The sequence below is a fragment of the Pseudomonas sp. UBT genome, from assembly GCF_050915955.1.
GTDB classification, from domain to species: domain Bacteria; phylum Pseudomonadota; class Gammaproteobacteria; order Pseudomonadales; family Pseudomonadaceae; genus Aquipseudomonas; species Aquipseudomonas antarctica_A.
In genome coordinates this window covers 2,663,364-2,678,612 of record NZ_CP168079.1, presented here as the reverse complement: position 1 = coordinate 2,678,612, position 15,249 = coordinate 2,663,364, and the positions used below count along the sequence as shown (strand labels likewise).

Sequence of the window (15,249 nt, the reverse complement as noted above, 5' to 3'; positions counted from 1 at the left end):
CCCTATATTCCGCGGCCTCACCTCCTTGGGGAAGGACAACTCATGTCGCGCACCACGCTAAAAATATCTGCCGGTTCACCACGCGTACTGGCTTCGGCCATCGGCGTTGCACTCAGCGCCGGCGCTGCCGCCCACATGGCGCAAGCGGCCGAAAGCACCGAACAAAAAGGCGAGCGCAACAGCATCTCCCTCGGTGCCACCAGCATTACCGGCCAGGAACAGGACACCACGTCCTACCAGGTGGAAAAAGCGTCTTCGCAGAAGTACACCGCGCCACTGGTGGACACTCCGCGCTCAGTCACCGTAGTGCCGCAACAAGTCCTCAAGGACACCGCCGCCACCTCGTTGCAGGATGCCTTGCGCACCGTACCGGGCATTACCTTCGGCGCCGGTGAAGGTGGCAACCCTCAGGGCGATCGCCCGTTCATTCGTGGTTTTGACGCACAGGGCGACACCTACCTCGATGGCGTGCGCGACACCGGCGGCCAGAGCCGCGAGATCTTCGACATCGAGTCGATTGAAGTCAGCAAGGGCCCCAACTCCTCGTTCGGCGGTCGGGGCTCGGCCGGCGGCAGCATCAACCTGGTCAGCAAAACGCCACAAGCGCGGGATTTCACCAACGGCGGTTTCACCTACGGCTCCGACCAGACCCGCCGCTACGTGCTCGACGTAAACCGTCAGTTCCTCGACAACGCCGCGTTCCGCCTGAACCTGATGAGCCATGAGCAGAACGTGGCCGGTCGTGATGTGATCGACTACGACCGTTGGGGCGTCGCACCGTCGCTGACCTTCGGCCTGGGCACGCCGACCCGCGTCAACTTCAGCTACTACCACATGGAAAGCAACGACCTGCCGGACTCGGGGATTCCATACGGCTACAGCAATAGCGGCGCCAAAGCCGTTCATGTGCATGACAAACCGACCGACGGCGGCGACAGCAACAACTTCTACGGTTTGAAGGACCGCGACTTCCGCAAGACCCGCGCCGACATCAGTACGTTCTCCATCGAGCATGACCTGAACGACAACATGACGCTGAAAAACACCCTGCGCCATGGCAGCACCGGTCAGGACTACATCCTCACCCAGCCGGACGACAGCCAGCACAACGTCAATCAGTTCGGCACTGTGTGGCGTCGCGCCAACACCCGCGTGTCCACGACTGACACCACCACCAACCAGACCGATCTGTTCGGCAATTTCCAACTGGCGGGCATGAAGCACTCGTACTCCACCGGCCTGGAATTCACCGGTGAAGAAACCCGCATCAGCGGCTACACCGTCAGCCCAAATACCAACCCCACCTGCACCGTAGCCAAAGGCAGCCTGGGCGGCCAGTGCACATCCTTGAGCAACCCGACACCGGACGACGCCTGGACGGGCAGCACCACACGCAATTACCTGGGCGCCAACACCAAGGCCACCAGCCGCGCGGCCTATGTGTTCGACACCATCGAACTGGACCCGAAATGGCTGCTGAACGTCGGCCTGCGCTACGACACTTTCGACACAGTGGCCAACACCAATGCCGCCGCCGGGCGCACTAAAATCAAGGACGACAGCCAGTTCTTCAACTGGCAGGCAGGCCTGGTCTGGAAGCCGCTGGAGAACGGCAGCATCTACACGTCCTACGCCACCTCGGCCTCCCCGCCCGGTGGCCTGGTCGGCGAAGGCGCCGATGGCAACCCACTGTCTGCCGGTGCCGCCACCAGCGACTTGAAACCGGAAGAAACCGTCAACTATGAGCTGGGCACCAAGTGGGACCTGTTCCATAGCCGCCTGTCCCTGACCGCTGCGGTCTTTCGCACCGAGAAGAAAAACACCCGAATCCTGGTGGACGCGATGACCTACCAGAACGGCGGCGAGTCCCGCGTCGACGGCCTCGAACTGTCCGCCAGCGGCAAACTCACCGATCAATGGCAAGTGTTCGCCGGCTACAGCTACCTGAAAAGCGAGCTGGTGGATGCCGGTCTCAATGGCCGCAATGGCGTCATCAGCGCTGGCTCCAACAAAGGCAATGCAATGCCCAACACGCCAAAGAACACCTTCAGCCTGTGGACGACGTATGACATCACACCCAAGCTGACCATCGGCGGCGGCGCGTTCTATGTCGACCAGGTTTACGGCGACGCCGCCAACACGGTTTACGTGCCGGCCTACACCCGCTACGACGCCATGGCCAGCTACAAGCTGACCAGGAACGTCGACCTGCAATTGAACGTGCAGAACCTGACCGACAAAACCTACTACGACAAAGCCTACGCGGCGCACTTTGCCAACCAGGCGGCCGGTCGTACGGCGCTGTTGACCACCAGTTTCCACTTCTAAACCCGGTCAACATTAAGCCAAAAGCCCCACGCATCGGATGCGTGGGGCTTTTGCGTGTAAAACAGAATGTTTCTCGACAACTCACGGCATAATGCGCGCCGTGACAACTACATCCAGATGAGCGAGGCCGTCAGACGTGTTGAAGAAAACCCTGTTTCAATTGCACTGGTTCTTCGGCATTACTGCCGGGCTGGTGCTGGCGTTGATGGGGATCACCGGGGCTGCGGTCTCGTTTCAGGATGAAATCCTGCGGGCGCTCAACCCCTCGGTATTGCACGTCGAAAAACGCGAAGCGGGCGTACTGCCGCCTGCCGAACTGGTGCGCAAACTCGAAACCACCGAAGGCAAGACCGTGTCGATGCTGTGGGTAGAAAGCGACAGCGGCAACGCCGCGCGCGTGTTCTTTACCCCGCCGCCCGGTGAGCGCCGCGGCCAGATGCGCTACTTCGATCCCTACACGGGCGACTACATGGGCGACGCCGTCGGCCAGGACGTATTCGGCTTTATCCTGCAGTTGCACCGTTTTCTGGCCATGGGCGACACCGGCCGGCAAATCACCGGCGCCTGCACGCTGATATTGCTGTTCTTCTGCCTCTCGGGCCTGTACCTGCGCTGGCCACGCCAAGTGGCGAACTGGCGTGCGTGGCTGACCTTGGACTGGCGCAAAAAAGGCCGCAGCTTCAACTGGGATTTGCACTCGGTATTCGGTACGTGGTGCCTGCTGTTCTATCTGTTGGCGGCGCTGACCGGCCTGTCCTGGTCCTACGATTGGTACAACCAGGGCCTGACCAAACTGCTCTCCGACGCCCCGAACAACGAACGCATGCGCAAGCGCGGCCCGCCGCCCGACGGCCCGGCGCCAGTGGCCAACTACGATGCGATCTGGAGCAGCATCTACGCCAACGCCGGCCCTGGTTTGAGTGCCTATAACATCCGTATGCCGGCCGTCGCCGGACAACCGGCCATCGTGTATTACCTGCTCAAATCATCGCCCCATGACCGAGCGCTGAACCAGATCAACCTCGACCCGGCCACCGGCGACGTCAAATTCCACGATCAGTACGCGAGCAAAACCCTCAAGTCGCAATGGCTGACCAGTATTTACGCGCTGCACACCGGCAGCTACTTCGGCTTGGTCGGTCGCATTATCCTGACCGTCAGTGCGCTGTGCATGCCGCTGTTCTTCATTACCGGCTGGCTGCTGTACCTCGACCGTCGCCGCAAAAAGCGCCAGGTTCGCGATGCCCGCAAAGGCCTCGGCGCCAACCACAGCGACGCCCCGGCCTGGCTGATCGGCTTTGCCAGCCAAAGTGGCTTTGCCGAGCAACTGGCCTGGCAAACTGCCGGGCAATTGCAGGCAGCCGGCATGCCGGTGAACGTGCAGCCCCTGGGCAACGTCAGCCAGGACGACCTGACCCAATCGGAAAATGCACTGTTCGTGGTCAGCACCTTCGGTGACGGTGAAGCGCCCGACAGCGCACGCGGTTTTGAACGCGGCGTGCTCGGCCAGGACCTGTCGCTAAAAGGCCTTAATTACTCAGTGCTGGCCCTGGGTGATCGCCAGTACGAGCACTTTTGCGGCTTTGCCCGGCGCCTGCACTTTTGGCTGACTCACCAGGGCGGCAACCCCTTGTTTGCCCCGGTGGAAGTCGACAGCGGCGACACCGAGGCCTTGCTGACCTGGCAACAGCAACTGGGCCAACTCACCGGTCACGCGCCGGCAGCTGCCTGGCAAACCGCCCAATACGACAACTGGCCCCTGACTTATCGCACCCTGCTCAACCGCGGCAGCGTCGGCTCGAACATCTACCTGCTGGGCCTCACGCCGCCGTCGCCGCAAAACTGGCTGGCGGGTGACCTGGTGGAAATCCTGCCGAGCAATGGCCCCAAGGCCATTGAACACTTCCTCGCTGGCCTGGGCCTGACCGGCAACGATAGCGTGCTGATCGACGGCCTGGCGCAACCCCTTGACCAGGCGCTGGCGACCCGCCAACTGCCGGACAACCGCACGCACCTGGTCGGCTTGCATGCCCAGGCACTGGTGAACGCATTGGTGCCGCTGGGCATGCGCGAATACTCCATCGCCTCGATTGCCAGCGACGGCGTGCTGGAGCTGATCGTGCGTCAGGAACGTCACCCCGACGGCAGCCTGGGCCTGGGCTCCGGCTGGCTGACGGAACACGCCGCCATCGGGACCGGCATCAGCCTGCGCCTGCGCCGCAACAGTGGTTTTCACTTGCCGCAGGCACCGGCGCCGCTGATCCTGCTGGGCAACGGCACCGGCCTCGCCGGCCTGCGCAGCTTGCTCAAGGCGCGCATTGCCGATGGCCAGCAGCGCAACTGGCTGCTGTTGGGCGAGCGCAACATCGCCCACGACTACCTGTGCCGGGACGAGCTGCAAGGCTGGCTGGCCAGCGGCGACCTGGCCCTGCTGGATCTGGCGTTTTCCCGTGACCAGAAGGAAAAAATCTACGTGCAGGACCGCCTGCGCGAGTCGGCGGATGTATTGCGTCGATGGCTGGCCGATGGCGCGGCGATTTATGTCTGCGGCAGCTTGCAGGGCATGGCGACGGGCGTGGATCAGGTGCTGCACGACGTGCTGGGCCGCGAGGCGGTTGAGCGCTTGATTGAACAAGGCCGCTATCGCCGGGATGTGTACTAATCCCTGAAAAGACACCGTTCAAAATGTGGGAGCGGGCTTGCTCGCGAATACGGTGGTTCAGTCAATAGATTCGGTGACTGACACTCCGCTTTCGCGAGCAAGCCCGCTCCCACATTTGATTGCATTTCAAATCAGACCGGTTGCAGCTTTTGCTCGAACACTGACACCCCATCCAAATCCCGCAAAATGACGGTCAACTCCGCCGTCTGCCCATCAATCTGCACCTCACCAAAAAACTGAAACCCGGCAAACGGCGAAGTGTTTTGCGCGGGTGGCGCCTTCTCGAACACCACCTCCGGGCCAAAGGTTTTATCCAATGGGTTCGGCCCGAAACTTCCCGCATTCAACGGCCCTGCCACAAATTCCCAGAACGGCTCGAAATCCTGGAACGCCGCACGATCAGGGTGGTAGTGATGCGCCGCGCAGTAGTGCACATCCGCCGTCAGCCATACATGGTTACGCACCTGCTGAGCGCGCAGAAAGCCCAACAGCTCGGCAATCTCCAGCTCGCGACCTTGGGCCGGGCCAGGGTCACCGTTGGCGATCGCCTCCCAGCGCGGCACGCCGGGGCTGACCTCGCCATCAGGCACGCCCAGTCCGATGGGCATGTCGGCGGCGATGACTTTCCACTGCGCATGGGAAGCCTTGAGCTCGCGCTTGAGCCAGTCCAGTTGCTCGCGGCCCATGAAGGGTTTTTCGCCGCCCAGGTTGTCATCGTTGGGGCCGCGATAGCTGCGCATGTCCAGCACGAACACATCCAGCAAGGGGCCGTAGCTGAGCTTGCGATAGATCCGCCCGCCACCGTCGGCGCTTTGCCGGCGCATCGGTGAATACTCCAGCCAGGCCTGGCGCGCGCGGCCGACCAGGGTGTTGATATCCTTGGTCTGGTAATGCTCATCCAACTGCTTGCTCGGCGACCAGTTGTTGACTACCTCGTGATCGTCCCACTGCCAGATCTGCGGCACCTCGGCATTGAAGCGGCGCACGTTTTCGTCGAGCAGGTTGTAGCGGTAGTTACCGCGATATTCATCGAGGGTTTCCGCGACTTTGCTCTTGGCCTCAGTAGTGATATTGCGCCAGATGCGGCCGTCTTCAACGGTCAGCTGCGCCGGCACCGGGCCATCGGCGTAGATGGTGTCGCCGCTGTGAATAAAAAAGTCCGGCAGGCGCAGGCGCATGGCTTCGTAGATGCGCATGCCGCCGATGTCCGGGTTGATGCCGAAGCCCTGGCCGACGGTATCGCCGCTCCACACGAAACGAATGTCGCGGCGCTGTTGCGGCACGCTGCGCAAGTGACCGAACCACGGCTCGCTGGCGACGCCGGTCTGGGCGTCCTCAAAGTGCACGCGATAGAAAATCGCCTGATCGACCGGCAGCCCGGTGAGTTCGACGCGGGCGGTGAAGTCGGTGCGGTTGTCGGCCAGCGGCGAGATGAATTTACGCGGGTTGCTGAACACACTGCGGGTGTCCCACTCCACCACCATCTTCGCGGGGCGGTCGCTGCGGCTCCAGATCATCGCGCGGTCGCCCATCAGGTCGCCGGACTGCACACCATCGGTGAGTTGCGGCCGGTCTTTGACCGAGGCGATCACCGCCGGGGCCAGGCCCGGCAGCAACAGACCGGCGCCAACGGCTTGCATCACACGGCGACGGCCGAGATCGAAGTGGCTCATGCAGGTGCCCTCTTGAGTATCAAAAGGGCCACTTAAACATGGCGTGATGAAGCCGGTGTGACACCGACCTACAGACCAATACAGATCAACTGTGGGAGCTGGCTTGCCTGCGATAGCATCACCCGGGTCTAACTGATACACCCAGGTGCCTGCATCGCAGGCAAGCCTGCTCCCACAGTTTACATTGCGTCAGGCCTTGGCTGAGGAGACCGCCAGCTCAACCGCATCCGGCCGCTTGATCAGCGCATAGACCAAACCGGTCAACAGGCTGCCGGCAACAATCGCCAGCAAGTACAGCAGCGCATGGTTCATCGCATTCGGAATCACCAACACAAACAGGCCACCGTGAGGCGCGGCGAGTTTGCAGCCGAAGTACATCGACAGCGCGCCGGTCAAGGCGCCCCCGGCGATGCTGGCCGGAATCACGCGCAGCGGGTCTTTGGCCGCAAACGGGATCGCCCCTTCGGAGATAAAGCACAGTCCCAGAATCATCGCGGCCTTGCCTGCCTCGCGTTCGGTCTGGGCGAATTTGCGCCGCGCCAGGAACGTGGCGATGCCCATGCCAATTGGCGGCACCATACCGGCGGCCATGGTCGCGGCCATGGGTGCGCCGCTCGAGGCCGCCAGCAAGCCGACCGAAAACGCATACGCCGCCTTGTTGATCGGCCCACCCAGATCGACACACATCATGCCGCCCAACAGGATGCCCAGCAGCACCGCGTTGGTGGTGCCCATGGTGCTGAGGAAGTCAGTCAGGCCAGTGAGCAACCGCGCGACCGGCGGGCCGACGAGATAGATCATCGCCAGGCCGGTGAACAAACTCGCCAGCAACGGGATGATTAAAATCGGTTTGAGCGCCTCCAGGCTCTGCGGCAATTTCACCGCGCGGGTGATCAGCTTGACGCAATAACCCGCGAGAAAACCGGCGAGGATGCCTCCGATAAATCCGGCGCCCAATGTGCCCGCCAACAGCCCGCCGATCATGCCGGGCGCGAGCCCGGGACGGTCGGCAATCGAGTAGGCAATGTAGCCCGCCAGCAACGGCACCATCAGCATAAAGGCCTGGTCGCCGACGGTTTTGAGGGCTGCCGCCAAGGTGCCTTTTTCTTCAAAGGCATGAATGCCGAACACGAACGACAGGGCGATCAACAAGCCGCCCGCTACGACCATCGGCAACATGAACGACACGCCGGTGAGCAGGTGTTTGTACACACCGGTTTTTTCTTTTTTGGCCACCGCACCGCTGGCTGCACTTTCCACCGCGCCTTCGGCCAATGCCTGGTTGAGCGTGGCTTCGGATTGCTTGAGGGCGATGCCGGTACCGCAGCGGTAAATCTTCTTACCGGCGAAGCGCTCGGTGGCGACTTCGATATCCGCCGCCAGCAACACCACGTCGGCGTCAGCGATCGCTTGCGCGCTCAACGGCGTGCGCGCGCCCACCGAGCCCTGGGTTTCGACTTGCAAGTCATAACCCAGGCGCTTGGCTGTTTGCTGTAAAGCTTCGGCGGCCATAAAGGTGTGCGCCACGCCCGTCGGGCAAGCCGTAATAGCGACGATACGTGGAGCACGCTTTGCCGCCGCCGGTGCTGCGCTGGCGACATAGACCTGGGCCTCTTCGGCGCCACGGCGCAATACCGCCTCGACATCCGCCAACGCCTGGGCCGGCGTGCTTTGGAACACACGCTTGCCGACAAACCGCTGCATATCCACCGGCGTGCTGCTGACCAGCAATACCCATTCGGCTTCGTCGAGTGTGGCCTGGGACAACTGGCGCTCCGGGTGCTGCACGTCTACCACTTCGACGCTGGTGTGCAAGCCCATGCGCTGCGCGGCAGCGTCCAACAAGCGGGCGCACAGCACACTGGTGACCATGCCGTTCGGGCAGGCAGTAACAATGGCTAACTTCATCACAAACCCTCTTATTGTTCTGTCAGCGTACGCACGTGGACGCCGCTTTCGAGACGCGCCAACTGCGCGTCATCGCTGATGCCAAAGCCGATCTGCGTGACGGCCATGGCGGCAATCGCCGTGGCCCGGCGCAGGGTGCTTTCCGGCAGATCAAAACTGAGCAAACCGTGAAGCATCCCGGCCAGCAGCGAGTCACCCGCACCGACCGTGCTGGCGACGCTGACCTTGGGCGGCGTGGCATGCAGCGCCGTGCCCGGGCTGAACCAGTTCACGCCGTCGGCGCCGTGGGAAACCACCACATGCTCGACGCCTTGGGCATGCAAGCGCTCGGCAGCCTGGGCCTGTTGTGCGATGGAATCGGTGGGGCAATCCAGGGCTTCGGCGAGCTCTTCAGTGTTGGGTTTGATCAACCACGGGCCCGCCTGCAAACCGGCGCGCAAGGCTTCGCCGCTGGTGTCGAGGGCGACTTTCAAACCGAGGCTTTTCAGATGTTCCAGCAAACCTTTGAACCACTGCGCAGTGACGCCACCCGGCAAGCTGCCGGCGACCACCACGGCGTCGTGCCCAGGCGCAATCAGCGTCAGTTGATTGAGCAACGCCGCTTGCGCCTGCTCACTGACCTGCGGCCCTGGTGCGTTGATGTCGGTGACCCGGCCATCCTGTTCGGCGATCTTGATATTGCTACGGGTTTCGCCCGGCACACGGATAAACGCGTCGGCAAAGCCACGCCGCGCGATCAACGCCTCAAACGCCTGGGGGTTGTCTTCACCGAGAAAGCCGCCCACGGTGACTTCATGGCCCAGGTCCGCCAGCACCTGGGCGACATTGACCCCCTTGCCGGCGGCATGGGTCAGCAGGGTTTCGCTGCGGTTGACTTCACCCGGTTCCAGGCGCGCCAGGCGTACCGTCAGGTCCAACGCCGGGTTCAGCGTCAGGGTCAGAATCTTCGCCATTTACACGGCCTCCACGAGGGCTCGCACTTCGGCGGGCGAACCCACCGCAAGGGCTTTTTGCGCCAGGCCCTGGGCCTCGCTCAGACTGAATTCGCGCACCCGCGCCTTCACTTCAGGAATGCTGCGGGCCGACACGCTCAACTCATCCACACCCAGGCCAATCAGCACCGGCACCGCCAGCGGGTCCGCCGCCAACTCGCCGCACACGCCGACCCATTTGCCATGGGCATGGGCGGCGCGCACGGTGATGTCGATCAACTGCAACACCGCCGGGTGCAGGCCATCCGCCTGAGCGGACAGGGTCGGGTGGCCACGGTCGATGGCCAGGGTGTATTGGGTCAGGTCGTTGGTGCCGACACTGAAGAAGTCGACTTCCTTGGCGAGTACCGGCGCCAGCAAGGCAGCGGACGGCACTTCGATCATGATCCCCAGTTGCAAGTCGGCCACCGGGATCTCCAGGCGCAGGCGCTCGGTCATATCGCGGGCGGCGCGCCACTCATCGACGCTGCCGACCATGGGAAACATGATGCGCAGCGGCCGGTTATCGGCGGAACGTAATAGCGCACGCAGTTGCGCTTCCATGATCTGCGGGCGCTGCAAGGTGAGCCGAATACCGCGCACCCCCAGGAAGGGATTTTCCTCTTGGGCAATCGGCCAATACGGCAGCGGTTTGTCGCCGCCCACATCCAGGGTGCGCACGACCAGCGGGCGACCGTCGAGGCCGTCGAGTACGCGGCGGTATTCGGCTTCCTGCGTGGCTTCATCCGGCGCTTGCGGGTGGGCCATGAAAATTAGCTCGGTGCGCAGCAGGCCGATACCTTCGGCGCCTTGCTCCACCGCAGCGGCAACGCCGGCGCTTTCGCCGATATTGGCGAACACTTCAACGGCGTGGCCGTCGCGGGTCAGGGCCGGTTCATGGCGCTGGGCCGAGGCGGCTTGCAGGCGTTGTTCGCGAGTGTCGCGCTCAACCGTGGCCCGCTGCAGGGTGGTCGCATCGGGGTCGACATGCAGGCGACCGCGCTGGCCGTCCAGCAACAAAGGCGTACCGGAGGCCAGCAACAACACCGTAGGACCTGCGCCCACCAAGGCCGGAATGCCCAGGGCTCGCGCGACGATGGCGCTGTGGGCCGTGGCGCCGCCACGGGCGGTGAGGATGCCGGCGACGCGCGTCGGGTCCAGACGCGCGACGTCGGAGGGCCCGACTTCTTCCATCACCAGAATGTAGGGTTCGCTCGGCTCCTGGGCGGTTTCAATGCCGCACAGTTGCGCCAGCACACGGCGGCCGATGTCGCGCAGGTCGGCGGCGCGCTCGGCGAGCAAGGCATCCTGCAACGACTCCTGCTGCCTGGCGGCGGCTTCGATCACGCTCATCCACGCGGCTTCGGCGCTCTCGCCTTGCTTGAGGCGAGTGCCGACTTCGTCGGTCAGTTCCGGGTCGTCGAGCATTTCCTGGTGAGTGATGAAAATCTCGCGGATGGCTTTGGCCTGGCTGCGTTCGATCAGGCCCTGAATATCGCGGCGCACGTCGGTCAAGGCGTTCTGCAGGCGCTCGCGTTCAATGGCCGAGGATTCACCGCGCAGTGGGTAATCGACTACTTGCTGCGTCTGGATATGCGCAGGGCCGATGGCGACACCGGGCGCGGCGGCAATAGCCTGGAGCTGGCTGCCGGACACGGGCGCGCTGAGCACCGGTTCGATATCAAGCGTTGCAGGTTGCGCACTGGCGGCCGGCAGCGGCTCAACGTCTTCGCCGAGGCCTTCCTCTACGGCCGCCAGCAAGGCGGGTAACGCGTCACCGGCAATCGCTGGTTCGGCCACAAACTCCAACACCTGGCCGCGACGGGCGCCGAGGCTGAGCAACTTGCTGAGGCTTTTTACCGACACGGCGCCGACCGGGCCATCGACGATACGCACGCGGATATCGCCGTCAAAACTTTTCGCCAGTTGCGCAAGGATCTTCGCCGGCCGCGCGTGCAGGCCATGGGCATTGGCCAGGGCAATGCGCACACTCGGCCAATCGGGTGGCAGTTCGCCGCCGAGCACTTCAAGCACCGCACGGCTGCTGGTGGCACGCCCCAGTTCCTGGCCGCGACCTTCAATCAACAACGCGCACAGGCGTTCCAACAAGGTCTGATGGGCTTCGCCGAGGCTGGCCAGGCAGAACAAACCGTTGAGTGGCTGACCGAGGTAACGCATGGGTTTGTCCGGCGTGACGAAGGCCAGGCCCGGACGCTTGACCGTCTGCTCGCTGTGCAACCACCACAGGCCATCGCCCAGGGGCAGTGCGTCGACTTGCTGCAACACGGCGGCAAAGCCATTGCTCACACAGTCAGCCTGGCGCAACAAGCGTGCGCCGCGCCACACCAGCTCTTCGAAGTCATCGGCGGACACGCCAAGGCTGATCATCTGCGCATCCAGCGCCAGTTCCTGCGGCGCGCCTTGCAGCAGCTTCAGCAACGCGTTGGCATTGCCGGCACGGCGCAGCGCCTCGCCCAGGTCGGTTTCACCGAGGGCGCGGGTCAGCAGTTGCAGCAGGCGCAGGTGTTCATCGGATTTGGCGGCAATGCCGATGGCCAGGTAGACGATCTGGCCGTCACCCCAGTCCACCCCGTCGGGGAATTGCAGCAGGCGCACGCCGGTAGAAAAGACCTGGTCGCGGGTTTCCGGGGTGCCGTGAGGGATGGCAATACCTTGGCCGAGAAAGGTCGAGCCTTGGGCTTCACGGGCTTGCAAGCCACTGAGATAACCCTCGGCGACCAGGCCATCGGCCACCAGTTTTTCAGCGAGCAGGTGCAAGGCAGCAGATTTATCCACAGCCACCTGGCCCATGGATATCTGCTCTACAGTGAGCTCAAGCATGCCGTTCTCCTAGTTAGTGCGGTGTGCGCACTAGGTATTGTTTTGAATAAATCAGCGAGGCTGTGTTCAAAAATAACTGACTGAGCGGTCAATTGGCAGTAGCCATTCAGTCGCGAACGTCGTAAAAATACGCTGGCTGAAACGTTTAATCTAGAATTTATGGCAGATTACGCGCTAATTATGCAAGCTTGAAGGACCACTTGGCGCTTGAGCTCAGACAATAGTCGTGTGCAGGAATCGGTTACGATTGGACAAAATGTCGGGGCAAGCTCTAAAAAACAAGGAAATCCCGGTTTGAAACTCAGTGATATCGCACGTCTGGCCGGTGTGTCCGTCACCACCGCAAGCTACGTCATCAATGGCAAGGCCGCACAGCAACGCATCAGCTCCGCGACCGTCGAGCGGGTGCGGGCGGTGGTCGAAGCCCATGGTTTTACCCCCAACCCTCAGGCGGCCGGGCTGCGCAGCCGGCATACGCGCACCTTGGGTTTTATCCTGCCAGACCTGGAAAACCCCAGTTACGCACGGATTGCCAAGTTGTTGGAGCAAGGTGCGCGAGCACGAGGCTATCAGTTGCTGATCGCCAGCTCCGACGATGATGCGGACAGCGAACGCCAGTTGCTGCAACTGTTTCGTGCACGACGCTGCGATGCGCTGTTCGTCGCCAGTTGCCTGCCGGCCAGTGATGACAGCTATCGCGAGTTGCAAGCCAAGGGCCTGCCGGTGATTGCCATCGACCGGGTGATGGAACCGGCGCAGTTTTGCTCGGTGGTCAGCGACGACCGCCAGGCCTGCCAGCAACTGACCAGCAGCCTGCTGCAACCGCTGCCCAAGCAGATCGCACTGATCGGTGCACGGCCGGAGCTGAGTATCAGTCAGGAGCGCGCCGCCGGTTTCCGTGAAGCGCTGCAAGGGTTCACCGGTGAAGTCATCATCGAACAGGGTGAAGCCTTCAGCCGTGACTGCGGCCGACAGTTGATGGAGCAACTTCTACATCAACTGGGGCATTTGCCTGACGCGTTGGTGACCACTTCCTACGTGCTGCTGCAAGGCGTGTTCGACGCGCTGCATGACTTCCCGCTCAAATCACGGCCGTTGCGCCTGGGCACGTTCGGTGACACCCAACTGCTGGACTTCCTGCCGCTGCCGGTCAACGCCATGGCCCAGCAACACCAATTGATCGCCGACACGGCCCTGCGCCTGGCCCTGGCCGTCATCGAGGAAGAGCAATACCAACCGGGCGTGCACGCCATTGGCCGGACCTTCAAGCAGCGTATTCACGAGGCTTGAGCATGGAGCTGATCGACACCCACACCCACCTGGACTTCCCGGACTTCGATCATGATCGCCGGGAAGTCCTCGCTCACAGCCGCCAACTTGGGGTGCAGCGCATGGTGGTGTTAGGTGTCTATCAGCAGAATTGGCAACGGCTGTGGGACCTGGTGCAGGAAGATGAAGGCTTGTTCGCCGCTTTCGGCCTGCACCCGGTGTACCTCGACGCGCATCGCCCCGCTGACCTGACCGAACTGGGCGACTGGCTGACCCGCCTGCACGGCCATCGACAGTTGTGCGCCGTCGGCGAAATCGGCCTGGACTACTTCCTCGAACAGCTGGATCGCGAACGTCAGCAAAGCCTGTTTGACGCCCAGTTGAAACTCGCGGTGGACTTCCAGCTCCCGGCCTTGCTGCATGTCCGTCGCAGCCACGCGGCGGTGATCGCCACCCTCAAGCGCATCCGCCTGCCACGGGGCGGTATCATCCATGCATTCGCCGGCAGCGTTGAGGAGGCTCGCGAGTACATCAAGCTCGGCTTCAAGCTGGGCCTGGGCGGCGCGGCCACCTGGCCTCAAGCCCTGCGCATGCACAAGGTGCTCGCTCAACTGCCCCTTGAGGCCGTGCTGCTGGAAACCGACTCACCGGATATGGCCCCCGCGATGTACCCCGGCCTGCGTAACAGCCCGCAACACTTGCCGGACATCTGCAGCGCGTTGGCTGAACGCATGGGCATCAGCCCCTCACTGCTGGCCGAAACGAGCACACGCAATGCGCGCGAGTTGTTCCGTTGGTAGCACGCTGACCGCTTGCAAATCCAACGTCAGCCGCTGCCGGTAGCGGATATAGCGCAGCACCAGGAAGTGGGCCAGCAGCATCACCAGTGAAATATTGAGTTGCCCGATCACGCTGACCACCCCCACCCATTCCGCCAACAACGCCACGATCAACACCGCGCAGGTGAGTACCAGCATGCTTGGGCGCACCATCGCCCAATGGTCCAGCGACTTGAACTGGCGCAGTTGCCGGGGGCAGTTCAACTGCACGATCCGCTGGCAATACGTGCAATCAAAAGGCTCATGAATGGCAATGGCGTTCAATTGCCAGGGCTTGAGCGCAAACGTAATGCCGCAATGGGCGCAGTGCCCTTTGATACCGGTAGCAGCAGTCATCGCCGTGCCTCCATTGGACCGTGATGGGTTGAAACAAATTCTCACCCATCCAGGCGCTCAAAGAAGATACACAGACAAATCAGGACCGGAGCCACGCTATACAAAACCAAAATCCTACACGCTCGCCCTACACACGAAACGCCCCGATCAATGGCTTCAACTCGATCACCCGCATCGACAGCTGCCGGCTGGCCGCCTCTGTCTGATGGGCGCCCTGAGCCGCATGCTCGCCAGCTCGATTGATCTCGGCAATGTTCTGGTCGATATCGTGGGCAACGGTAGTTTGCTGCTCCACGGCCACAGCGATCTGCTGATTCTGGTCGACGATCATGCCCACGGCACCGAGGATATGAATGGAAAGAGCACACCGCCTAAACTGGCTGCGGCTATTTCCCAAGGTGGTTACACGGCGCATAGCTGTG

At 62.5% G+C, this 15,249-nt stretch carries 9 protein-coding genes and 1 pseudogene; 4 read left to right on the top strand and 6 right to left on the bottom strand.

Annotation, left to right across the window (positions count from 1 at the left end):
* The first annotated feature begins 42 nt into the window (after nucleotides 1-42).
* The gene (locus tag ACDZ94_RS12320) at nucleotides 43-2,328 is read left to right on the top strand and encodes a TonB-dependent receptor (RefSeq protein WP_432750220.1); all 2,286 of its coding nucleotides are present in this window, start codon (nucleotides 43-45) and stop codon (nucleotides 2,326-2,328) included.
* Between the two features lie 136 nt (nucleotides 2,329-2,464).
* Entirely contained in the window at nucleotides 2,465-4,990 is a 2,526-nt protein-coding gene (locus ACDZ94_RS12315; protein ID WP_432750219.1) for a PepSY domain-containing protein, read from the top strand.
* A 131-nt stretch (nucleotides 4,991-5,121) separates the two neighbouring features.
* Here the strand turns inward: ACDZ94_RS12315 and ACDZ94_RS12310 are convergent, their stop codons facing one another.
* The 4 genes from ACDZ94_RS12310 to ptsP all read right to left on the bottom strand — a co-directional run bounded on the left by ACDZ94_RS12310 (nucleotide 5,122) and on the right by ptsP (nucleotide 12,383).
* Nucleotides 5,122-6,663 (bottom strand): alkaline phosphatase D family protein, encoded by a 1,542-nt coding sequence (locus ACDZ94_RS12310; RefSeq protein ID WP_432750218.1) that lies wholly within the window; start codon nucleotides 6,661-6,663, stop codon nucleotides 5,122-5,124.
* A 189-nt stretch (nucleotides 6,664-6,852) separates the two neighbouring features.
* On the bottom strand, nucleotides 6,853-8,571 hold the full coding sequence (locus ACDZ94_RS12305; RefSeq protein WP_432750217.1) for a PTS fructose-like transporter subunit IIB: 1,719 nt from the start codon (nucleotides 8,569-8,571) through the stop codon (nucleotides 6,853-6,855).
* 11 nt (nucleotides 8,572-8,582) lie between these two features.
* Nucleotides 8,583-9,524, bottom strand: a complete 942-nt coding sequence (gene pfkB / locus ACDZ94_RS12300) for a 1-phosphofructokinase (protein WP_064450666.1) — start codon at nucleotides 9,522-9,524, stop codon at nucleotides 8,583-8,585.
* Nucleotides 9,525-12,383 carry a phosphoenolpyruvate--protein phosphotransferase gene (gene ptsP / locus ACDZ94_RS12295; protein WP_432750216.1) on the bottom strand — a complete coding sequence of 953 codons (2,859 nt, stop codon included), beginning with the start codon at nucleotides 12,381-12,383 and terminating at the stop codon, nucleotides 9,525-9,527.
* A 294-nt stretch (nucleotides 12,384-12,677) separates the two neighbouring features.
* Between ptsP and cra the strand changes: the two genes are divergently transcribed.
* Complete coding sequence (gene cra / locus ACDZ94_RS12290) at nucleotides 12,678-13,673, top strand: catabolite repressor/activator (RefSeq protein WP_064450664.1); 996 nt, start codon at nucleotides 12,678-12,680, stop codon at nucleotides 13,671-13,673.
* 2 nt (nucleotides 13,674-13,675) lie between these two features.
* Nucleotides 13,676-14,452 carry a TatD family hydrolase gene (locus ACDZ94_RS12285; protein WP_432750215.1) on the top strand — a complete coding sequence of 259 codons (777 nt, stop codon included), beginning with the start codon at nucleotides 13,676-13,678 and terminating at the stop codon, nucleotides 14,450-14,452.
* Here ACDZ94_RS12285 and ACDZ94_RS12280 read toward each other — a convergent pair.
* Nucleotides 14,399-14,827: a hypothetical protein gene (locus tag ACDZ94_RS12280; protein WP_221293926.1), complete on the bottom strand. Its 429-nt coding sequence runs from the start codon at nucleotides 14,825-14,827 to the stop codon at nucleotides 14,399-14,401. The two genes, ACDZ94_RS12285 and ACDZ94_RS12280, sit on opposite strands and share 54 nt — an antisense overlap.
* 127 nt (nucleotides 14,828-14,954) lie before the next feature.
* Nucleotides 14,955-15,179: pseudogene (locus tag ACDZ94_RS12275) on the bottom strand (methyl-accepting chemotaxis protein); the annotation flags it as partial.
* Nucleotides 15,180-15,249: the final 70 nt, after the last annotated feature.

Coding starts and splice junctions, on each gene's coding strand:
- pfkB (WP_064450666.1), bottom strand. CDS start 9,524: ATGGCGAAGATTCTGACCCTGACGCTGAACCCGGCGTTGGACCTGACG.
- ACDZ94_RS12280 (WP_221293926.1), bottom strand. CDS start 14,827: ATGACTGCTGCTACCGGTATCAAAGGGCACTGCGCCCATTGCGGCATT.
- ACDZ94_RS12310 (WP_432750218.1), bottom strand. CDS start 6,663: ATGAGCCACTTCGATCTCGGCCGTCGCCGTGTGATGCAAGCCGTTGGC.
- ptsP (WP_432750216.1), bottom strand. CDS start 12,383: ATGCTTGAGCTCACTGTAGAGCAGATATCCATGGGCCAGGTGGCTGTG.
- ACDZ94_RS12285 (WP_432750215.1), top strand. CDS start 13,676: ATGGAGCTGATCGACACCCACACCCACCTGGACTTCCCGGACTTCGAT.
- ACDZ94_RS12320 (WP_432750220.1), top strand. CDS start 43: ATGTCGCGCACCACGCTAAAAATATCTGCCGGTTCACCACGCGTACTG.
- ACDZ94_RS12305 (WP_432750217.1), bottom strand. CDS start 8,571: ATGAAGTTAGCCATTGTTACTGCCTGCCCGAACGGCATGGTCACCAGT.